Annotated in this window: 19 protein-coding genes; 6 read left to right on the forward strand and 13 right to left on the reverse strand. The window is 60.5% G+C overall.

Annotation, left to right across the window (positions count from 1 at the left end; genetic code table 11):
• Positions 1–17: 17 nt before the first annotated feature.
• Positions 18–3,560 carry a vitamin B12-dependent ribonucleotide reductase gene (locus JNL86_07710; GenBank protein ID MBL8042788.1) on the reverse strand — a complete coding sequence of 1,181 codons (3,543 nt, stop codon included), beginning with the start codon at positions 3,558–3,560 and terminating at the stop codon, positions 18–20.
• A gap of 329 nt (positions 3,561–3,889) precedes the next feature.
• On the reverse strand, positions 3,890–4,261 hold the full coding sequence (locus tag JNL86_07715) for a DUF4359 domain-containing protein (protein MBL8042789.1): 372 nt from the start codon (positions 4,259–4,261) through the stop codon (positions 3,890–3,892).
• Between the two features lie 155 nt (positions 4,262–4,416).
• Between JNL86_07715 and JNL86_07720 the strand changes: the two genes are divergently transcribed.
• Positions 4,417–4,707: a hypothetical protein gene (locus JNL86_07720; GenBank protein MBL8042790.1), complete on the forward strand. Its 291-nt coding sequence runs from the start codon at positions 4,417–4,419 to the stop codon at positions 4,705–4,707.
• Positions 4,708–4,869: 162 nt separating this feature from the next.
• On the opposite strand, the gene JNL86_07725 is transcribed toward JNL86_07720, so the two are convergent.
• Entirely contained in the window at positions 4,870–6,135 is a 1,266-nt protein-coding gene (locus tag JNL86_07725; GenBank protein MBL8042791.1) for an MFS transporter, read from the reverse strand.
• A gap of 237 nt (positions 6,136–6,372) precedes the next feature.
• Here JNL86_07725 and JNL86_07730 point away from each other — a divergent pair, with 237 nt between their 5' ends.
• Positions 6,373–6,777, forward strand: coding sequence for a hypothetical protein (locus JNL86_07730; GenBank protein MBL8042792.1), 405 nt, complete (start codon positions 6,373–6,375; stop codon positions 6,775–6,777).
• A 47-nt stretch (positions 6,778–6,824) separates the two neighbouring features.
• Here the strand turns inward: JNL86_07730 and JNL86_07735 are convergent, their stop codons facing one another.
• The 9 genes from JNL86_07735 to JNL86_07775 form a co-directional block, all read right to left on the reverse strand.
• On the reverse strand, positions 6,825–7,670 hold the full coding sequence (locus JNL86_07735) for a formate/nitrite transporter family protein (protein MBL8042793.1): 846 nt from the start codon (positions 7,668–7,670) through the stop codon (positions 6,825–6,827).
• Positions 7,667–10,390 carry a formate dehydrogenase subunit alpha gene (fdhF, locus tag JNL86_07740; GenBank protein MBL8042794.1) on the reverse strand — a complete coding sequence of 908 codons (2,724 nt, stop codon included), beginning with the start codon at positions 10,388–10,390 and terminating at the stop codon, positions 7,667–7,669. The genes JNL86_07735 and fdhF overlap by 4 nt, the downstream gene beginning before the upstream one ends.
• A gap of 12 nt (positions 10,391–10,402) precedes the next feature.
• Positions 10,403–11,920: an SLBB domain-containing protein gene (locus tag JNL86_07745; protein ID MBL8042795.1), complete on the reverse strand. Its 1,518-nt coding sequence runs from the start codon at positions 11,918–11,920 to the stop codon at positions 10,403–10,405.
• Positions 11,921–12,010: 90 nt separating this feature from the next.
• Complete coding sequence (locus JNL86_07750) at positions 12,011–12,460, reverse strand: NAD(P)H-dependent oxidoreductase subunit E (protein ID MBL8042796.1); 450 nt, start codon at positions 12,458–12,460, stop codon at positions 12,011–12,013.
• 38 nt (positions 12,461–12,498) lie between these two features.
• Complete coding sequence (locus JNL86_07755) at positions 12,499–13,869, reverse strand: hypothetical protein (GenBank protein ID MBL8042797.1); 1,371 nt, start codon at positions 13,867–13,869, stop codon at positions 12,499–12,501.
• Complete coding sequence (locus JNL86_07760) at positions 13,853–14,077, reverse strand: DUF2934 domain-containing protein (GenBank protein MBL8042798.1); 225 nt, start codon at positions 14,075–14,077, stop codon at positions 13,853–13,855. The genes JNL86_07755 and JNL86_07760 overlap by 17 nt, the downstream gene beginning before the upstream one ends.
• A gap of 30 nt (positions 14,078–14,107) precedes the next feature.
• On the reverse strand, positions 14,108–15,046 hold the full coding sequence (locus tag JNL86_07765) for a universal stress protein (protein ID MBL8042799.1): 939 nt from the start codon (positions 15,044–15,046) through the stop codon (positions 14,108–14,110).
• 3 nt (positions 15,047–15,049) lie between these two features.
• Entirely contained in the window at positions 15,050–15,478 is a 429-nt protein-coding gene (locus tag JNL86_07770; protein MBL8042800.1) for a cupredoxin domain-containing protein, read from the reverse strand.
• A 30-nt stretch (positions 15,479–15,508) separates the two neighbouring features.
• Positions 15,509–16,036: a universal stress protein gene (locus JNL86_07775; protein MBL8042801.1), complete on the reverse strand. Its 528-nt coding sequence runs from the start codon at positions 16,034–16,036 to the stop codon at positions 15,509–15,511.
• A 487-nt stretch (positions 16,037–16,523) separates the two neighbouring features.
• On the opposite strand from JNL86_07775, the gene JNL86_07780 reads away from it, so the two are divergent.
• Both JNL86_07780 and JNL86_07785 read left to right on the forward strand, forming a co-directional pair.
• On the forward strand, positions 16,524–17,180 hold the full coding sequence (locus JNL86_07780) for a dienelactone hydrolase family protein (protein ID MBL8042802.1): 657 nt from the start codon (positions 16,524–16,526) through the stop codon (positions 17,178–17,180).
• A 10-nt stretch (positions 17,181–17,190) separates the two neighbouring features.
• The gene (locus tag JNL86_07785) at positions 17,191–18,054 is read left to right on the forward strand and encodes a universal stress protein (GenBank protein MBL8042803.1); all 864 of its coding nucleotides are present in this window, start codon (positions 17,191–17,193) and stop codon (positions 18,052–18,054) included.
• A gap of 86 nt (positions 18,055–18,140) precedes the next feature.
• Here JNL86_07785 and JNL86_07790 read toward each other — a convergent pair whose 3' ends face one another.
• The gene (locus tag JNL86_07790; GenBank protein MBL8042804.1) at positions 18,141–18,548 is read right to left on the reverse strand and encodes a hypothetical protein; all 408 of its coding nucleotides are present in this window, start codon (positions 18,546–18,548) and stop codon (positions 18,141–18,143) included.
• Positions 18,549–18,705: 157 nt separating this feature from the next.
• Here JNL86_07790 and mtaB point away from each other — a divergent pair, with 157 nt between their 5' ends.
• Both mtaB and miaB read left to right on the forward strand, forming a co-directional pair.
• Positions 18,706–20,049 (forward strand): tRNA (N(6)-L-threonylcarbamoyladenosine(37)-C(2))-methylthiotransferase MtaB, encoded by a 1,344-nt coding sequence (mtaB, locus tag JNL86_07795; protein MBL8042805.1) that lies wholly within the window; start codon positions 18,706–18,708, stop codon positions 20,047–20,049.
• On the forward strand, positions 20,046–21,404 hold the full coding sequence (miaB, locus tag JNL86_07800) for a tRNA (N6-isopentenyl adenosine(37)-C2)-methylthiotransferase MiaB (GenBank protein MBL8042806.1): 1,359 nt from the start codon (positions 20,046–20,048) through the stop codon (positions 21,402–21,404). Before mtaB ends, miaB begins: the two co-directional genes overlap by 4 nt.
• The last annotated feature ends 623 nt before the right edge of the window (positions 21,405–22,027 follow it).

The following is a 22,027-nucleotide window of genomic DNA, read 5'->3' on the forward strand; positions in this document are numbered from 1 at the left end:
ATACATTTTTCTCCACACTACGAACACCCGCTGGTCTCGCCGCAGGTCATGCACTTGAGGCATGTCCCGTTGCGCACGAGCGTGAACTGTTTGCAATTCTGGCACGGGTCGCCCTCGTAGCCCTTCTCCCTCGCTTCCTGTCTCACGGAGGTCACGGTCAATGTCTCCCGCTTCAATTCCAATTTGTGGGCGACACTGCCATTGCCGGCTCTCTGAGTGTGACCATTGCCGCCGTTCATCCCATTCCGTCGAACAGGCAAATGTTCGGTGAGGATCGAGGCTTTCTTCAGCGCCGTCATGTCGACCTCTTCCTCGTCACATTCGGGATCCTGATCATCCTTCTTCATCGAGTCCATCCGTAGGTCGTCTTCTTGAACCTGCGCGAGATCCTTCCGCTCGAGGTAGGTGATCGCCAGTTCACGGAAAATGTAGTCGATGATCGAGGTGGCCATCTTAATGCGATCGTTCAGTTTCACCGGCCCGTTCGGCTCGAATCGGGTAAAGACGAAGGCTTCGACGAATTCCTCCAACGGCACACCGTGCTGCAGGCCGAGCGAAATGGCGATAGCGAAATTGTTCATCAAGCTGCGGAAGGCGGCGCCCTCCTTGTGCATGTCGAGGAAAATTTCGCCGAGCGTCCCGTCTTCATACTCACCGGTACGGAGATACAACTTGTGTCCGCCGATGATGGCCTTCTGCGTATACCCGCCGCGGCGCGCCGGAAGAGACCGGCGTTTGTGGAGGTACCGGACCAATACCCGTTCGGCGACTTTTTCCGCCACCTGTGCGACACTGGGCATGGCTTCCGTAGCCTTCCCGCTGTCGGACGACGCGTTCAACGGCTGGCTCAACTTTGATCCGTCGCGATAGAGCGCCACCGCCTTCACCATGCTCTTCCAGGCAAAGAGATACGCCGCTTTGACATCCTCCAACGTGGCGTCGGAGGGCATGTTGATGGTCTTGCTGATCGCACCGCTGATGAAGGGCTGAGCCGCCGCCATCATGCGAATGTGCGCATCGACCGCAATGTAGCGCTGCCCGATCCTGCCGCAACGATTGGCGCAATCAAAGATAGGCAGATGTTCGAGCTTGAGGTGCGGCGCACCTTCCACCGTCATCGTGCCGCAGCAATAGTCGTTTGCCGCCGACACGTCTTCCTGCGTGAAGCCCAGGGCCTTCAGCATGTTGAAAGCCGGATCCGCCAGCTGCGCCTCAGTAAAATTCAGGTTCTGGCGGCTAAATTCCTCGCCCAACGTATACTTGTTGAACGCGAATTGAATTTCGAACGCCTGTGCCAACGACCCTTCCAGCCGTTCCAAGGCCGCATCGTCGAATCCCTTTTGCCGCAACACCTCGTGGTTAATGAAGGGCGCGCCCTTGAGGGTTTGATGCCCCGCGCAATAGGCCACGATGTCCCGGATCTGGGCCTCGGTATACCCGAGGGCCTGCAGCGCCGGCGGCAGGCTCTGGTTGATGATCTTGAAGTAGCCGCCGCCCGCCAGTTTCTTAAACTTCACGAGGGCGAAATCCGGCTCGATCCCGGTGGTATCGCAATCCATGACCAGACCGATGGTTCCCGTCGGCGCAATGACGGTCACCTGCGCATTCCGGAATCCATAGGCCGTCCCCAGTTCCAAGGCGCGATCCCAGGCGCGTCTGGCCGCCAGCAACATGGCAGGCGGACAATGCTCCGGCTGAATCGACGTCGGCAGAATCGTGAGCCCCTCGTACTCTGCCTGCGGGGCGCTGTACGCAGCCCGCCGATGATTTCGCATCACACGCAACATCGATTCACGGTTCCGGCTGTAACAAGGGAACGGACCGATCTCCGCCGCCATTTCCGCCGAAGTCGCATAGGACTCGCCGGTCATGATGGCCGTGATCGCGCCGCAAATCGACGTTGCCTTCGGGGAATCGTACGGAATGCTTTGCTTCATGAGGATGGTGCCGAGGTTGGCATAGCCCAATCCGAGCGTCCGATAATCGTAACTCTTCTGCGCGATCGCGCGGCTGGGAAACGACGCCATCAGCACGCTGATCTCCAGCGCCACGGTCCACAAGCGAACGGCGTGGCGGAACGAGTCCAGATCGAACTCCCCTTCCTCGTTGAAGAACTTCGCCAGGTTCAACGACGCCAGGTTGCAGGCCGTATCGTCCAGGAACATGTACTCCGAACAGGGATTGGAGGCGTTGATCCGACCGTCTTCCGGGCAGGTGTGCCACTCGTTGATCGTCGTATCGTACTGGGTCCCGGGATCCGCACAAATCCAGGCAGCCCAGGCAATTTTGTCCCACAGGTCGCGCGCCTTGAGCGTCTTACTGACCTTGCCGTCGATCCGGCGGCGCAGTTCCCACTCGCCGTCCCGCTCCAAGGCGTCGAAAAACGCGTTCGGAATGCGGACGCTGTTGTTGGAGTTCTGTCCCGACACGGTCTGGTAGGCCTTGCCGTCCCAGTTCGTGTCGTACTCGTGGAACACGAAATGGGTATAGCCCTGCTTCGCGTAGTCAAACATCCGGTGGATGTACGCTTCGGGCACCATGTCGCGCCGGGCCGCCGTCACGGCCTCGCGCAACCCTTGGTTCTTCTTCATGTCGAGTTCGAGATGCGCCGCCCCCTGCGCATCCGTGGATTGGCAGGCCTGGAGCACGGCATTCAGCCGTTGCGCACAAATCTTGGAACCGGTCACCATGGCGGCGACCTTTTGCTCTTCGATGACTTTCCAATCAATGAACTCTTCGATGTCGGGATGGTCGAGATCCAGGCAGACCATCTTGGCCGCGCGCCTCGTCGTCCCGCCTGACTTAATGGCCCCGGCGGCACGATCGCCGATTTTCAAGAAGGACATGAGCCCGGAAGAGCGCCCGCCGCCCGACAGGGATTCGCCGTCGCCGCGCAGGCGCGAGAAATTGGTGCCGGTGCCGGATCCATACTTGAACAGCCGCGCCTCACGCACCCACAGGTCCATGATGCCGTTCTCATTGACGAGATCGTCTTCGATCGATTGAATGAAACAGGCGTGCGGCTGCGGATGTTCAAAGGCGTTTGTCGCCCGCACCACTTCCCCCAACTTAGGCTCGACATAGAAGTGGCCTTGCGCCGGTCCCGATAGCCCATAGGCATAATGCAGCCCGGTGTTGAACCACTGGGGGCTGTTGGGCGCAGCCATCTGATGGGCCAGCATGTAGCACATTTCATCGTGGAAGGCGGTGGCGTCTTCCGGCGTCTTGAAGTAGCCGTGATTTTTCCCCCAGAAGGTCCAGCAACCGGCCAGCCGCTCGAACACCTGCCGGGCATCGCGCTCGCCGCCCAGCACGGGTTTGCCTGCGGCATCCACCACCGGCGTGCCGTCCTCATGCACTTGCGGGACCCCGGCCTTCCGGAAATATTTCTGGGCCAGAATATCGATCGCGAGTTGCGTCCAATGTTCCGGAATATCGATATGCTCCAACTTGAACACGGTCGATCCGTCTGGATTCCGGATCTCCGAGGAACGTTGTACGAACGCAAGACCCTCATAGGGGCTCTGCCCACGCTTGGTGAATCTTCGTTCAATCCTCACTGGTTCCTCCTTAACAGATGCCTAACGTTCGGTGCAGGGGCCGGGCGGCATGTGGTGTATTGGGTGTGACTGGAAAAGAGGCTTGCCCATCAGGGTCGATCTCTTCAGCAAACTCGCACTCAACTGCTATGCCTACTAGATATAGTGATCCCATTTTTTTGTCAAACAAAATGTTGTGGCACACCTGTGAGTAATGGGGATAAGCTGGTGATAGCGTGGCCGCTAGAATTGATGCAGGTTTTCTTCATTTTCCGACCAGTTATCCACAGCAAGTCAGGGGCTGTGGAGGAGGGGTTTTCACCGCGAGGCGAGAAATTTCATGGCACAGGTTAAAAGGCGAGCCGACCGACCCTCAAGGTCGCCTCTTCCACCCCTCGTAACGGGACAAATTGACCGGCCACGCCCAGCACCAACACCGGTTGATCCAGTACGTTGGTTTCAAAGAGACTCAGCAAACCCCAGTTGTTTCGCGTCGTGTTCGGCCGTACGACGCCTTCTACCAGTTTGGGGCCTTGCGCGCGGAAGATGGCCTTGATCAGGTCACGATCGCGGCGCGGCCCAGACTGGTCCATCTTCTCGATCTCGGCAGTCAGGCGGGCTTCGACGAATTGCACATAGGCCTCCATCGTCGGATTGGTCGCCGCCAACCACACGGCAATCATCAAGCTCGCCACCACACCGGTCAACGTCAGGTTACTCATTCCCGTGCGTTATCTGGGTCCATTGCGCATGATCGGAGCAGCGTCCGGATGGTTTGACAAATACACCGGCTCTGTTTAGCTTACGCCCGATTTCCACGGAATGGAATCCCGAGGCGTGTGGTGCCGTCGGTTCGACGACAACGGAAGGAGTGCCTATGTTTGTGTGGAGTAAACGCCTCGTCACGGGTCTGTTAGCTGGATTCGTCCTGCTCATCGGCCTATTTCTGATTCAGGGAGAGGCGGAATCGATCAGCGGCCTGAAGATCCATACTACCCGCTGGATGGCCGTGAACTATATCGGCCTGCTCATCTGGGTGTTCGTCTGGATGTTCGATCAAGCCCGGGTACGCGGGAAAAATGTCCTGTTGTGGCTGGTACCGTTCGCTCTGGCGCCGTTGCCGACCTTGATGCTGTTTGTGCTGTTTTTGCAGCGTAAGGTGAAATAGCAGCAGCTGATGCTGAAACAGGCCGCCAACGACGTCCGCGCTTCATTCAGACGCTCAACGTAACCCAAGGGCACGCCTCCCCCCTTCATGTCCTGCGCCCTTGCCGGACAGCCTGGTTGAGCATCCTGACCAAGGCTGACGGAAAACGTGTTTCGTGACCGACTAACAAGACACCTCAGCCTCACCCCTCCCCACATTCGCCTCGGCATGATCCGCCACCGGCTTGCGCAGGTACCACAACAGCCAGAGGCCCGGCAATGCGGCCAGGAAGGTGACAAAGAAAAACGGTCCCCACCCGGCCACCCCCACCAGCTTCGCCGCAGGCCAGCCGAGAAAGACACGGCCGAGCGCTTCGACCGAAGACAGCAACGCAAACTGGGTCGCCGTGTAGCGATGGTTACAGAGCGACATGACCAGCGCCACGAACGCCGCAGTGCCCATGCCGCCGGTGAGATTTTCGACTCCGACGGCCACCGCCATCACAGGGTAACTCTTCCCCACCCAGGCCAGCCATAAGAACGACAGGTTTGAGAGCGCCTGCAGGACCCCAAAGAGAAACAGCGCCCGGAAGAGTCCCATACGCGGCAACAGACCACCGCCGATGAATGCGCCAAGAATGGTCGCGCCGATCCCAAAGGCACGGACCACCCCGATATCCTCCGACGAGAATTGCATGCCGCGCAGGAGAAACGATGTCGTGAGTGCACCGGCAAAGGCATCGCCGAGTTTATAGAGCACGATCAGCGCCAATAACGCCACCGCCATCGGACGGGAGAGGAATTCCGTCAACGGCCCCCACACCGCCTCCGCCATGGATTTCGGCGCGGCCTGCGCATCTTCCGGCTCAGGGCTCAGGAAAATGGTGAGGACTCCCAACGCCATCAGACCGGCCATGCACAAATACGCCACCGACCAGCCCATGCGGGATGCGAGGATCAGCGCCAGAGACCCGGATGCGATCATCGCGATCCGGTACCCCATCACCCACGTGGCAGCACCCAACCCCCGCTCCTCCGGTTTCAACACATCGGTCCGATAGGCGTCGTACACAATGTCTTGCGAAGCGGAAAGGAAGGCGACCCCCAACGCCAACACGGCGAAGATCTGCGCCCCGCTGGAAGGCCCGATCATCGCCATGAGCGCCAGCGCGAGAGCCAGACCGGTCTGGGTCACGACCATCCACCCGCGACGGCGCCCAAGCCACGGCGGCACGATCCGGTCCATCACCGGAGCCCAGAGGAACTTCAACGTATAGGGAAGTCCTACGTAGGCGAAGAGGCCGATCGTGGTCAGGTCCAAACCCGCTTCGGTCAACCAGGCTTGCAACGTCGCGCCGGTCAGGGCAAGCGGCAGCCCGGAGGCAAAGCCCAGGGGCAGCATGATGCCGAGGCGAGGTGTCAGCAGTGTATAAATGGAAGAGTGGTTCATGGAATGCACGTCAATCGTATCGATGGGCAGCATACCACTGCCGGAGGCTCTTGCGGGATCAGAATCGTGAATCGCTCTGAATCGACCCGAACGCTCGAGACCGGCACATGCGACGCCGCACAAACCGGACAACAGAAGAACGTGCACTCCTCCCTCCAGCGAAATTCCTCCGGCGTGAATCAGGGGAGGCTTTTATCGAACTGAACTGGTATAAGTAGCCAAAGGGAGAGGGATGAGATGAACGTGACCAACTTAGGCCTCTCATGGAACTCCCGCTACTTCGAACTGTCGCCGACGGAAATGGCGCTGGCCGCAGTGGCGGCGCTCCTGGTGGGCGGAGCTGTCCTGTATGTCCTCCTCAAGGTGCTCCGCAGCAAACCCGTCAAGATGCTCGGTATGGCCCTGCTGCTCGCCACAGTTGCACTGATCGGTTGGCTGGCGATCGATCGGCATCAGCAAGACGAACGCACGCGCGTTGCTGAAATCTGGAGTCGCACTTTCGAAAACACTGCGATCAAAGATTTCGAATCCTGCGTGGCCAATCGCACCCCGCGCAGCCCAGGCCCTCAGTATCGCGTGGAAGTCGTGACGGAATGCGGTGATGTCGCCAAGGCGATCAAGGAGGGGCTGGAGGCCCGTTGAACTGACCCGGCTTCCGGCAAGGTCACGTCAGACACTCGATCCCCGCACTATCGTGGCTCAGGATTGGTCCTAAGGTAGATGAACCAATAGACCAGCGCGACCAGGACCGTCCCCCCGATGATGTTGCCCAGGGTGACCAGCGCCAGATTGCTCAGCGCGTCCAGGATCGAGAAGGACGCCGAGCGTCCCGCAGTCAACGCAAACCCCAGCGGCAGGAAAAACATGTTCGCCACGGAATGCTCAAACCCGCAGGCCACGAACGCGCTGATAGGAAATAGGATGGCGAGCACTTTATCCGCCACCGTCCGCGCCCCCATGCACAGCCACACGGCGAGGCACACCAATACGTTGCACAAGATCCCCCGGGCAAACGCCGCCAGCGGATCGAGCGCGACCTTGCCGCGTGCGATGCGCACCATGGTCTCGCCGACCGCTCCGTCCCCCAACGTGTGCACCCCGGCGAGGAGCACCAACACCGCCGTTCCACCGGCGCCCAACAGATTCCCGAGATAGACCCATACCCAATTACGCACGACCTGCCGCGTCTGGACGCATCGGGCAGCCCAAGCCATCGCAATCAGATTGTTTCCCGTAAAGAGTTCCGCCCCGCCGACCACCACAAGAATCAGCCCCAAACTGAACGTCATCCCGCCGACCAGGCGCAGCACCCCGAACGGCAGCGCCGGGCTCTCGTTCCCCACCGTGATCGTGACCGTATAAAACAAAGCGCCCAGGGAAATGAACGCGCCGGCGAGCACGGCCAGCGCGACCATCGTCGGCACCGCCGTGTTCACCTTCGCCAGGCCGAGCTGACACACGCGCGCTGCGATCTCCGGCGGCGGATAAGCATCGGCAATGGACCCGGAGGCGGGAGTGACAGGCTCCGTCGTCACGTGATCAACATCACATGTATGGGAGGAGCAGGCGCAGCGGACGGCGTCACTTTTTCCACCCTCACCGTCGAGACTTTATACTCGGGACACTTGGAACTTTCATCGGCGCTGGAGGACAGCAACACGTTCACATCCGTGTCGGGAAAGTGAAAACTCGTGAACAGTTCGCCCGGCTGCACACGGTCGCTCACCACAATGGGCAACCGTGCCTCCCCGCGAGCGCTGATGAGCCGGACCAGTTCGCCGTCGCGGAGCGCCAACCGAGCCGCGTCGCCGGCATGCACCTCCAACACATCGGTATCGACGACCTGCATGATGTCGGTGCGCCTGGTCTGCGCGCCACAATTGTAATGCTGCAAGATGCGGCCGGTGATCAGCACCAGCGGGTAGGATTCGCTGGGCGCCTCGCCGGGCGGGAGATACTCCACCGGAATAAACCGTGCTCTCCCCTTCGGAAACGACTGTTCGTGCATCAACGAAGTGCCCGGATGTGCGGTCGAAGGCACGGGCCACTGCAATCCCTCCGGCATGTCAAGCCGATCGTACGAGACCCCCGCAAATAACGGTGCGAGTTGCGCAATCTCATCCATGATGGCCGAGGGGTGGGAGTACTGCATCGCATACCCCATCCGCGCGGACACTTCGCAAACCACCTGCCAGTCCGGCAGCACGCCGGTCGGCGGCTCCACCGCTTTCCTGATACGCTGGATACGTCGTTCGAGATTTGTAAAAGTCCCGTCCTTTTCCAGAAATGAGGCGCCGGGGATGACGAGATGCGCCAGTTTGGCCGTCTCGCTGAGGAAGAGATCCTGGACGATGAGGAACTCCAGACTCTTCAGCGCCGCATGGACCTTCTTCAGATTTGGATCGGTCTGAGCGACGTCATACCCGACGATCCAGAGCGTCTTGAGCCGACCAGCGAGCGCCGCGTCCCACATGTCGGGAGTTTTCATCCCCTTCGCCGTCGGCAACGGGCGACCGGTCACGGCCAGATGTGCGGCGCCAAGGGTGGAATCAGTCAGCGGCTGATACCCGGCAAAGAAGGTCGGTAAACAACCGACATCCGATGCGCCCTGTACATTGTTTTGCCCACGCAACGGATTGATCCCGGTGCCGGGTTTTCCGATGTTCCCGGTCGCGAGGGCAAGGTCCACCAGGGCCATCACCCCGTGGCTGCCCCAACGATGTTCGGTCATGCCCAACCCGTGCACCGCCATCGAGCCACCGCTGCGAGCGTATCGTCGCGCCGCCTCGGTGATGAGAGGCACCGGCACGCCGGTCGCGTTCGACGTCACTTCAGGCGTGCAGTCCTTCACCAGTGCCAACCAGTCATCGAAGCCTTCCGTCCGGTCACGCACGAACACCGCGTCGGTGAGATGTTCTTTGGCAATGACATGCCCCATACCGTTCAACAATGCGACGTTGGTCCCCGGGTGCAGTTGCAGATGCAGATCAGCGAGCCGAGCCAGTTCCGTGCGGCGTGGGTCGATGACGATCAACGGCACTCCATTGCGCGCCGCCCGTTTGATACGCGCGCCCAACACCGGATGGGATTCAGTGGGATTTGCACCGACCACGAGGATCAGCTTCGCCAAGTCCAGATCGTGGATCGAATTGGTCGCGGCCGACGCGCCGAGAGTTTCCATCATCCCGGTCACGGTCGCGCTGTGACAGACCCGCGCGCAGTTGTCGATGTGATTGGTGCCGATCACGCACCGCATGAACTTGCCGAATAGATAGTTTTCTTCGTTCGTGCCGCGGCTCGATGAAATCGTGGCCAACGCATCCGAACCATGGGCGGCCTTGATCCTGCTCCATTCCTCAGCGATCCGATCGAGGGCGGCAGACCAGGAAATTTCAACCCACTGCGTTCCCTGCCGGAGTAAGGGTACACGTAACCGATCCGGCGCGTAGTTGTAGGTCCAGCCAAATCGTCCCTTCATACAGGCATGGCCGTGATTGGAGGGGCCGTCGTCTGCCGGCACCATGCACACCACTCGCTCATGCCGTACGCCGGCCTCAAAACTACAACCGACGCCGCAATAGGCGCAGGTCGTCCGGACGGAATGCATCGGCGGGCCTTCCTCCAGTACGGATTTTTCGATCAAGGCTCCCGTCGGACATTCCTTCACGCAAGCCCCGCAGGAGACACAGTTGGAGGAGGCAAACCCGGCCGACTCTCCGGTCAGCGCCGAGCCGCCTGCCGTCGGTCTGCTTTCAAACCCCCGGTGCAGCATCGTCAGCGCATGGGTGCCTTGTATGTCATCGCAGGCTCGCACACAGCGGGCGCAGGAGATACAGACGGCATTGTCGAACAGGAAGAAGGGATTTGAGCGATCGACCGTCTGCGCCCTGGTGGCCGGCTGTTGGTACCGGACGTGACGAAGACCCAGCGATTGCGCCAATCGTTGCAACGGCTCCGGCGCCAGATCTCCCGACGGTTGCTCTGATAGGTAAAGTTCGAGGAGGTGTTTTCGCAGCCGTCGCACACGGTCGCTCTCGGTATGGACGACCATCCCCTCACGCACCGGCGTCGTGCAGGAGGCCGGGGTCCCTCCCTGTCCTTCCACCTCACAGAGACACATTCGGCAAGAGCCGAAGGGAGCCAGGTGGTCGGAGGTACAGAGTGCCGGAATGGCGATTCCGGCCTTCTTTGCCGCGACGTAAATCGTGTCGCCCGGCGACGCCTCAATCGGTCGCCCATTAATGGAGAGTTTCATCGTGATGCGCTCTCAGCCATCAGCATTCAGCTCATTGCTGACCGCTGACAGCTTATTTCTAAACTCTGCGGGAAAATGTTCGATGGCCGTGAGCACCGGATAGGGCGCTCGCCCGCCCAGCGCACAAAGGCTGGCGAGTTTCATGGTTTCGCCCAGGTCGTCCAGTAAGCGGAGGTCATCCATGGTTCCACTCCCCGCCTGAATTCGTTCGAGAATCTCACGCCCCCGCACCGAACCGATCCGACAGGGCGTACATTTCCCGCAGGACTCGTCGGCGGTGAACGCCATGAAGTGTCGCGCCAAATCCACCATGTCGGTCTCATGGTCATAGACCACGATCCCGCCGTGCCCCAACACTGCGCCGGCCTTGGCGAACGCGTCGTAACAAATGGCAATATCCAAGCCGGTGCTCGGGAAGAGACTGCCCAACGGCCCGCCGACCTGCACGGCCTTGAATCGTGAGCCGGGGGCCATTCCTCCCCCGAACTGCTCCAGCACCTGATGCAAGCTCAGCCCGAATGGAACTTCGACCAGCCCTGGATGCTTCACACGCCCGCCCAACTGTAACGCGATGGTTCCACGAGACTGTTCGGTGCCGAGCCCCGCGTGCCATGCGCCACCACGCGACAGAATATTGGGAATGCTCGCAAAGGTCAGGACATTGCTGACGATGGTCGGGCAACCGTACAACCCAGACTGGGCCGGATACGGCGGACGGGCACGCACCACACCCCGCTTTCCTTCAAGGGATTCCAGCAGGGCCGTCTCTTCTCCGCAAACGTAGGACCCGGCCCCCTCCACCACCTCGATCGGAAACGGTTCTCCATGCAACTCCAGCAACTCCGCTTCATCGGCTTTGTGAATGGCCGCTCGCAGAGTGGCCGCCGCGGCCGGATATTCCTGGCGGCAGTAGACATAGCCTTGACCGGCCCCGATGGCCCTGGCACAAATCAACATCCCTTCCAACAACCGGAATGGATCGCCCTCCAGAATCATCCGGTCGCAGTAGGTCCCTGCATCTCCTTCATCGGCGTTCGCCACGACATATTTCTGCTTACCCGTTGCCTGTTGAGCGACCTTCCACTTGTTCCATACCGGAAATGCCGCGCCGCCGCGCCCGCGTAACTGCGAGACACGCAGTTCTTCGATGATGGCATCGGGCGTCAGCCTGAACGCCGCCTCCAATCCGGACAATCCGCCGCGCGCCTGGTACTCGTCCAAGGCCAGAGGTTCCGTCTCACCGAAGCTGGCAAAGGTGCATCTCGTCTGGTGCGCGAGGAAAGGGATCGTCTCGACCGGCGTGGCCCCCGTTCCGGCCAAAATCGAGGGCAAGTCCTGTGGAGACACATTGAACCAGGCGATCCGGCCCTGAGGACTGTCGCGCTCCACCATCGGCTCAAGATAGAACGCCCCGCGTGAAGAGGTTCGGATGAGTTGCACGTCGGGACGGTCGCACCAGGCCTCGGCCAGCGCACCGGCGCCGGCTGCACGCGCTGACGTATCGTTGGACAGGTAGAGTCGTGTGGCCATGGTGGTCAGTCGTATGTCCGGACACTGAACAACGCTGAAGCCTCTGTGCAGGCCAGGAGTGCGCAGAGGACGTACGCCGATAGGAGTCGCCTACGTATACCGTTCCAGGATCTTCTCCAGCTGTGACGGCAGCACGCGACCGTACAGGTCACGATCGATGATCACAGTGGGGGACACTGCGCAGTTTCCCGCGCAGGACATCGTGTCGAGCGTGAACCGTCCTCCCGGTGTGGTTTCATGGACGTCGGCTCGCAGCCGTTCCTGCAATTCACGCAGCACGCGGCCGCAGCCGTTGGCGTAACACGATTCACCCATGCACACCCGAATGACATGACGCCCCGGCGCCGATGTGCGGAGATCCGGATAGTAGGACAGGACGCCAGCGACCTCGGCATCGGTGGCGCCAAGCTCACGCGCAATGCTCGGCACCCTCTCCGCCGGCACTGCGCCGAATTGTTCCTGTAGCGCAAGGAGCGCCTTCAGGATGTTGGGAGGCTCGCTCCGTACGCGATCCAGGATGTCTTTCATCTGGTCATGCATATCAAGCCCGTCTCTCGCACCTCGTCGTTCGTCTCACATCAGCAAAGTCCCACGTGAGCCCGCAGTTTGTTATAGTCGAAAGCCGCGACGCCACTCCGAAGCAGGCCGAAATCACACCGTTCCATGTCATCGATCAGCCCTGCGACCTGGGCCTGGCCGGCCGATGTCTTCACGGCATGTCTGGGTGTCTCACCGCCGAGTACAGGCGACTCGCGGTCGGCCCATTCGAGATACACGGTTTCCAGGAAGGCGTTGAGCAACGCCCGGTCTTCCTCGTGACTCACCACGACGGTCAGCGGCTCTTGGGTGGACAACTCCTCCGTCGTGACCTGACGAGCCGGAGGCTGCATGACTTCCCCCCTGAAATGAAGTGAAAATCCGAAGGCGGCTGCCAGACTGTGCTTGATCGCATCCAGCCGTTCCCGTGAATCACACTCCACATACAGCTCTGTGGCCGTGACCGTGATTCGTGCCTGCTCGGCCCCCTCCGCCGCGTCTCCTTTCGCGGGGAAGAGGAACCGGCGCAGTTTCTTCGAGCCGGCGGTCACGTTGATGCGGAGCGGCGACTCCTCCCTCCACCCTTCCAGCTCGGCCATGCCGCCGGCGATGAAGGTATACTCGTGATGTTCGTACAACGCCATGACGTAAAAATGGGGCAGACCCTCGGGCGTCCGATACCGGATTTCCCCCACCGCTTCGACGAGAGCCGCGAAACGCATCCGAGCAAAATTTCTCAGCAGAATATGGCCGAACCGTTTCGCGAATTCCGGCCAGTCGCCGAGTTCGAAGGAACCGCCGACGACCTCCATCTCCCGACGTTCGTCACCGGTCTCTTCATACAACGTCCGCGCATCCTCAGCCGACAAGAGCAGCAGGGGGCCGGCCAGGACGGCCAGCGGGCTTTCCGGATCGCCGGGCTCACGAACGAGGCGGGTCAGCAACATCTGCCCCGTTTCGATGCTGCGGTCCAGGCTGTCGCCCGGGATCTCATATACCCGCCCGTTGCCGATCGACCGAAGCTGACGGCGTCGCGAACCCGGCTGGCTCGGCCGGACCTCGACCAGATCGATGTAGGAATGTTTGAGCGGATCAAGCCAGACCCGCTCTTCCTCAGGGATGTGTTCGGTGATGACGTCGCGCAGTTGCTCTATCAGCGTCAACTGCCCGTCCTCGGGATAAAAATCTGCGTACAGCAGGAGGTCCGCCAGCGCGACCTCTTCAGGCAGCGGCGCCAAGGGAGACTGCGGCCCTAGTTCGGCATACACCTGCAACGCCCTGGCAAATGCGAGGCGACGCTGAGGCGCGAACCCCGGGGCCATGGCCAGGCGATCAAGCCGCGACAGCAGGGAATCCAATTCCTTGACGATCGGGACCGACCGTGCGGCAACGCGCTCATTCGCGAGCTTCATGGATTTCCTCCATGACGACCGCTTCCGCATCCAGCCAATCCTGCAGGGCGTATCCTTCGCGGCAGCCCCGCTCCTTCCAGAGCTCGTAGGCTTTCTGCGAGATCCGCTCCCACATGCCGTCAGGCAGCTCGATCGTTGCGCCCGACAGCCTAGACGCGACCGTCGGTTTCGAATTCACCGCTGACCGTTTCCTCACGTTGGGTTTCATGGACGGACTCCTTTGCAAGAGGCGCGAAGATCATGACTCTCCCAGCGGAACAACACGTTGATAGTCTGCGCCGACCGTGAGCCGGCGAACGGTGAGAACCGGGCATGGCGCGTACCGCAGCATGGCGCCGGCGATACTCCCGACAAGCACATGCGAGAGGCCGCGCCTCCCGTGTGTGCCCATGACCATCAGGTCGTACCCCTGCCCGGTCACATAGGAGGCAATCGAGTCGGCCGGCAACCCCGGCTTCAGCGCGAAGTCGGTCTGAATCCCATGGGCAGCCACACAGGCCGTGAGCACGGTCAGACGCTTTTCCAGATAGGCCCGCTGCTCCCTCCACTCCTTCGCGTGACTCAGGCTGAAATCCAACCCGTACGCAACCGGCTCCAGGGCGTGGAGAATTGTGATGGAGGCCCCGAGAGGCTTGGCAAACTGCACGGCATATTCCAACGCATCCAGTGAACAAGTCGACAGATCGATCGGGACCACAATCCGCTTGATCGTTGGACTCTGCGCGGCCGGAGCTGCGCCCTTGTCGGCCTTCACCGCGAGCACCGGACACGGTGCGATGCGAACCACCCGCTCCGCCGTGCTGCCCACCAACACGTGATCGAGCCCCGTGCGCCCATGCGTCCCGACCACCAGCAGGTCGGCCCCGATCTCCTCCGCCACGGTCTGCACGCATTGGCTGGGAATGCCGGTTTCAATACGGCTCGTCATCGTCTGACCCGCCGCCTTGACCTTCCCCTCCAGAACGGCCAGCTGGCGATTCGCGTCGTCCCGCAAATGATCCAGATACATTTTATTGACGGTGTACTCCGGATCCATTCCCGGATACAGTTCGAGGACGGTCATCACCGAGAGAGCTGATTTCCACACATTCGCCACGGCCAGGGCATACCCCAGTGCCCGGTCGGCGCAGGCCGAAAAATCCGTCGCAAACAAGACCCGCTTCATCAGCGCCGTCATGACTTAGGCCGCCTCCACACTCAAGAGAAGGAGTTCGCCCTTCATGTTCTGGTGAATCGAACAACGAAATTCATGACGACCCGGCCGTTCCATATTGAACCGGATCACCGCCTCCTTCTTGGCATCCAAGAAGACCCCGCTGATGCCTTTCCCGTACGACACCACCCCGTTGGACGTGACACGCGTCGGAATCCCCTCGAACATCGTGGAACCGAAATCGTGGCGCTCCTCATCTTCATTGGTGATGGCAATCACCGTCGGGACCCCCGGATGAAGCGGCACCTGCTTGGTCAGGAACGCAAAGCCCTTGATGGTTACTTCGATCCGTTGCTCCGCCTGGCCCCCCCCCTGCGAACAGAGCGCGAGCACAAACCCGGCCGCCAACAGGATCTGCTTTCCGCTCATCGCCGCTCTCCTCCACGTCACACCCATAACGCTGCCTCCTTCTGATGTCTGATCTGTTTATGCGTTTTTCGCCGCGCGTGGTTTTCCTCGTTTGATCGGCAGGGGCACCGTGAGCACCGGACAACCGGCGGTCCGGACGACTTTTTCCGCGGTGCTGCCGAAAAAAATCTTGTCGACGCCGCCAAACGCTCCTCCATAACTCCCCATCACCACGAGATCCACGCCTTCCACCCGCGCCGTCTTGGCAATTTCTTCGAACGGACAACCGTCGGCAAGGATGCGCTTCACCGTCACACCCTTCGCTTCGTCCCAGGCCAACAGGTGCCTGGCATTCAACCGCGCAACGTGATGCAGCTGCTTCTTCTGCTGAGCCACCCCCGAGGCCGGTGCCAAACCGAGTCGGTTCAGCGCCTCGAGGCTTTTCGTATCGACCACGTGTAATAGCAGGACTTCCGCTTGATAGGACTTGGCAAACGACAGCGCGATCCGAAATGCCTCTTCTGAGCAGGGGGAAAAGTCCACGGGGACCAGAATTTTTGTGAAGAGCCGATCCGCCATCACATCTCCACAGAGGGCGTCATCCATACAGCTCAGCAAGGCCAATGCCACTGAGATGGCGCGGAAGGCGTCGAAAATTCTTCCGGAATCTCTGCATTTCCTGGATTCTGTTCGTCTCGCCGACACCCGCCGACTTTGGCCGGTGGTGTCCTGCTACAGCCGCACTACGCATCCTGTAGCACAAAGCCACAGAGTGATGAAAGCTGACGCCGGACGCGACAGGTCATGGGTCGAGCGTGGTGACCTTCCCCCGGAATAGTCACGGCATCCGGCTGTGGTGCCAGCAGAGCCTGTGTAAGCCAGACTCCATGCCTCGATGGCACCTGTCTTGCTCAGAAAGCAGCTGAAAGGACGACACGATGTCGCGAACACAGTGGCTGTTCCTGGGGGCGGTGTTGATCGGGATCGCCGTCGCACTCTACCTGATCTTCTTCTGCCCGGCAGACTGTCATTGACCGGACGTTCCATTCGAACGGAGTCAGGCACGTCAATCTATGCACCAGGACAACATCCTATGCACCAGGACAACATCTATCAGATCACCGCCACCGGCGACGGGATCAGCCTCGACGGATTTTTGCGAATTCCCGATCATCCCAAAGGGGTGGTGGCCTTTGCCCATGGCAGCGGAAGCGGGCGCTTCAGTCCCCGCAATCAATACGTGGCCCGTGTGCTCGAAACCGGCGGTTTCGCTACCCTGCTGCTGGACCTGCTCACTCCCGACGAGGCTGACGATCGCCGGAAAGTGTTCGACATCGATCTGCTTGCCGACCGCCTGCTGCTCGCCCAGACGTGGCTTGCCACGCATCGGCCGACCAGCGGACTACAGACCGGGTATTTCGGTGCGAGCACAGGAGCCGGGGCAGCCCTGCAGGCAGCCGCACGCCGTCCCGAGGCCGTGAATGCTGTCGTGTCACGCGGCGGGCGCCCCGATCTGGCCGAGGCCTACCTGCGTCGGGTTACTGCACCGACTCTCCTGCTGGTAGGCGGAGACGACGGCCCCGTGATTGAAATGAATGAAACGGCGCTCGCGCAGCTCACGTGCCGAAAACAGCTCATCGTCATCCCTGGCGCGAGTCACCTTTTTGAAGAACCAGGCACCCTCGAACAGGTGGCTCGGGAAGCCTTGCAGTGGTTTGAACGGTATCTGAATCCTGCATCATCCGCGTAAAGGAGTCCCCATGAAGACCCTGCTGGCAGTCGATGGATCGGACCATTCTTACGAGGCCGTGCGAGCCCTCAAGTATCTCCGCCACGCCGACGAATTGCTCCTGCTCCATGTGGTGGATGCGCCGAAACCGGCCTACCCCATGATGGTACCCGAAGTCGCGCAGGAGCTGTATGCGCAATTGGAGCGCAGCCTGAGAGAAGACGGCGAACAATTGCTGACCCGCGTGCAGTCCCTACTTCCACTCCACGGTGGGCCAGTCACCAAACTGCTGGAGGTTGGATCCCCCGCGGAACATATCGTGTCGGCGGCTGAGTCGCGCCACGCCGACCTCATTGTCATGGGAGCCAGGGGACTCGGGCCGGTGAGGGAGCGACTACTAGGCAGTGTCTCTCATCGCGTCTTGAGCATGGCCCCTTGCGCCAAACTGATCCTGCAGGGTTCCCTGCGCGCCTTGAAGGAAGTGCTCCTGCCCATCCAAGGCCCCTCGGATGCCGAGGCGGCTGTGCGATTTCTCGCGAAACAGCCCTTTCACGAGCCCGTGAACGTAAACCTACTCACCGTCCTCCCGTCGACCCGCCCTCCCTGGCCGGTGGACACCACGGCTGTGGAACAACTGGAAACACAGGCCCTCCGTCATGCCCGCGACTTCGTCGAAGATGTTGCGGGAAAGCTTCGTGCGCTCGGGTATACGACCCGCACCGCAAGCCGGCTGGGTACGCCCCTCACCATGATCCTCCATGAAGCGGAAGGCCTGCGTGTCGACCTCATTCTGGTGGGCTCGCACGCGAGACGCGGCCTCACCAGGTTCGTCCTGGGAAGCGTGTCCCACGCGGTGCTGCACCGAGCCCCCTGTCAGGTTCTGGTGTTTGAGTAACGCAAGGGAATCAGCGGTAGGAGAACGGTCGGTAGTGATCGACAGGCACCGTGAAACCCCTCAGGCGGAGGCGCCACTCACGACAGTCAACAGGGCTGACCATTGAAGAGGCAGGGCTTGTACCGTGCGATGTCGAATTCAATGTTTTCCTGGTAGACCTGTTCGTTCCCGTTGACCCCGTCCTGATCGGGATCGTTGAACATGGTGTGGTTCCACCAGTAAAAGAGCGGGTGTTGTTCGGTGTAGTAAACCGGATTCCCGTAGTTGCTCCTCGTGTATTCCTGGACCAACCGGCCCGTCACGTAGTCGACCTTTCCATCGCCATGCAACGAATAGAGCATGATGAACATGCGCGACTCATGGTCGTAGAGTTCATCCAGGCGGCTGTTGATGTCGGGCTCCAGCGGGAGTGGGTCCATGGACCATCCGGGGACGGCCGGGAACAACAGCAGAAGAGCGAGGAGGAAACCGACGGCGAGGCGGTGGTTCGTCATAACTCCAACATCCGGCCGACACTGAGGCTCGGGCACGTCGTTCATGCTACCATTCACCTATAGCCTGTTCAAGTTGACGGGTTCAAGCACGAGACGCATATTTTCGCCACATCCTCACCTTGCCGATCGAACACCTGCCCTCTTATAATCGCGCACGATGTCCACCAGCACGCCGCGCGCCTCACTCCATACATTGGGCTGCCGCCTCAGTCAGTCGGAAACCGCCATGTTGGCCGATACCCTGACTCGTCAAGGGTATCGCTTGGTCGAGTTCGGAAAAGAAACCGACCTTCTGGTTCTCAACACCTGTTCGGTCACGGAACACGCGGAAAAGGATTGCCGGTATGCCATCCGCAAAACTCTGCGCCACTCCCCCCACGCCTTCGTGGCCGTGACCGGTTGCTACGCCCAGACCGGAGCTGCAGAATTACAAACCGTGCCGGGCATCGATCTCATCGTCGGCACCCAGTACAAAATGCACCTGCCCGAGTATCTCCCGGCCCCGGATAAGCTCCGGAAACAGGCGGAGCCGGAACTCCGTCACAGCCGCACGATCGACCGTGAAGACTTCGTCCTCCCCGGCACCGCCTATTCGGACTCGACTCGGGCGCTGTTGAAAATCCAGGATGGATGCGACTTCATGTGCAGCTTTTGCCTCATTCCTTTCGCCCGGGGACGTGAACGCAGCCGCGTGGCGGAGGATGTCTTGCGGGAGGCCCGCGAGCTGGCCGGCCACGGCTACAAAGAACTCGTGCTGACCGGCGTGAACATCGGCCGCTATGCCTACAACGGAATGGAATTGGTCGACCTCATCCGCGAAATTGAAGCTATCCCGGACGTAGTTCGAATCCGCATCTCGTCCATCGAACCGACAACAATCCCTCCCGCGTTGCTGCACCACATGGCTGCGTCGACGAAACTCTGCCGCTATCTCCATATCCCCCTGCAAAGCGGCGACGATGGCATTCTGCAGGCAATGAACCGACGGTATTCGGTCCGCGACTATGAAGACCTGATCGGCCAAGCCCTGGCGCTCATGCCTGATCTCGGCCTGGGCACAGACATCATGGTCGGTTTCCCCGGTGAAGACGAGCAGGCCTTCGCAAACACGAGGCAGACTGCCGAACGCCTGCCCTTCTCCTATTGTCACGTGTTCAGTTACTCAACCAGACCCGGAACGGCCGCCACGCGACTGGAGGACAGATTGCCCCCTGACGTGATCCGGAACCGCAGCAGGACGCTGGCGGAATTGTCCCGCACGAAGGCGCTGGCGTTTTACCAACGCCACATCGGCCGAACTGAATCCGTCCTGTTCGAACAGGGTGACCGTGATGGCTTTCGCACCGGCACAACGGGGAATTTCACTCGCGTCGCCGTCCCGGCCGGGTCGGCTGCAGCCGGCACCATCCATCCCGTCACCATTACCGGGGTCATGGACGGATTAGCCTACGGCCACCTTGCCGCTCCATCCGCCGAATCCGCACGTAGGTCACTTCTATGACTCAACCCAACAAACCCCACACCGTTCATATTGAGACCTTCGGCTGCCAGATGAACGAGTATGACTCGGAACTCGTCCGCAGCTTGCTGCGCAAAGCGGGCTTTGAGTTTACCGAAGACCGCGAATGCGCCGATGTCATGCTCATGAACACCTGCGCCATTCGGGAAAATGCCCACAACAAGGTCTACGGGCACCTGGCGGAGTTGAAGGCCGTCAAGGCGCAGCGCCCACTGGTGGTCGGCGTGCTTGGCTGCATGGCGCAAAATCTGAAGGAGGAGCTCACGGAGAAGCAACCGCTGGTGGACGTGTTGGTCGGCCCGGACGGCTACCGGCAACTGCCCGGCCTGTTGGCAAAGGCCCTCACCACGGAAGAAGAACAGTTGACTCGCCGTGGGTTGGCGGTGGACCTGTCGGAGTACGAAACTTACGACGACATCCTGCCCGAGCGAGACGGCGGGGTGAACGCCTGGATCGCCATCATGCGCGGCTGCGACAACTTCTGCAGCTTCTGCGTGGTTCCGTACACGCGTGGGCGCGAACGTTCACGCAATCCCGAGGGGATCCTGCGCGAAGTGGAAGCCTCGGTGGCATCCGGCCATACCCAAATCACGCTGCTCGGACAAAATGTGAACTCCTATCACAACGATGACTGGGATTTTGCCCGCCTGATCCTGGCCGTGGCAGAGGTACCGGGTGTACAACGTGTCCGCTTTACCTCTCCGCATCCGAAGGATTTTCCCCCGGCTCTGCTCGACGCCGTCGCCGGTCATCCGAACATCTGTAAACATATCCATTTGCCGCTGCAGTCCGGCAATGACCGTATTCTTGAGCTCATGAATCGCACCTACAGCCGGAAGGAATACCTCGACTTGGCCGCGACGATCCGGCACAAGCATCCCGGCATCGCCCTGACGACCGACATTATCTGCGGATTTTCCTCTGAGACCGAAGCAGAGTTCCTGGATACCTACCGCGTCGTCGACGAAGTGCAGTATCACTCCGCCTATGTGTTCAAGTATTCGGAACGTAAGAACACCATCGCGGCGCGCAAGTTTGCAGACGATGTGCCGGAAACCGTGAAAGGGGAGCGGGTCAGCCGCCTGGTCGATCTCCAACGTCCGATCACCGCGCGATTGAATCGTGACCTGATCGGCCTGACGCTTCCTGTGATGGTGGAAGGCGACTCGAAACGATCGACCGACCAGTGGATGGGGCGCACTGATTCAGGGATCTACGTAATTTGGAACAAAAGCGATGCGCCGGCAACACTGGGCAGCATTCAACCCATCACCATTCTGGATGGTAGCGCCGCGGTACTCATGGGGCGCCGGGAGGCTGGTGCGATCCTCTCGTGAATGCCTCCTGCTTGGCCGACGCTGTTCCTGACCACTTCAGCTTCCCCGACGGCGAAATCGCGCAAGTACCGGGCACATGTTGCAGCCTACGGTGGACAATGGTTGCCCACTCGTGAACAATTTTTGCCAAATTTTAGACGCCACTTGCGTCAGACTGACGAAGGCTCCTGGAGCCGGTCCCGCTCCCGTTTCCGGGCCGCGTCGCAGTCTGACTCTGACGTGCCTGCCGATGGAGCGCTCGTGCCACCTTGAAACTTCAATAGCTTAGACGACCATTCTTGCTGCGTCGCGCCACGCAGCACGCACCATACCATCGTAGTCATCGGTGCCATACCATCGACGATTCGCACTCCTCACGCTCATGGAAACAGGGCATAGGCCTTGCTTGGTCCACTCTGGCGACCAACAGCAAGCGAACACAATAATCACCGATCCGGCCAGAGGACGTCCCGCCATGAAGAAAGAGGTCACCAAGAGTCACGTAGAAGAAGTCCCTACGGGGATCAGCCTGGAAACCATTATCGCCGTCGGGGTCTTCGGATGGATGGCTCTCGGCGTCGTGATGATGGGCCTGGGGATCTGGTAGGCCCGATCCGTCTCCTCGCGACTTCGCCATGAAGCCG

The organism is Nitrospira sp. (assembly GCA_016788885.1).
Taxonomy (GTDB): Bacteria; Nitrospirota; Nitrospiria; order Nitrospirales; family Nitrospiraceae; genus Nitrospira_A.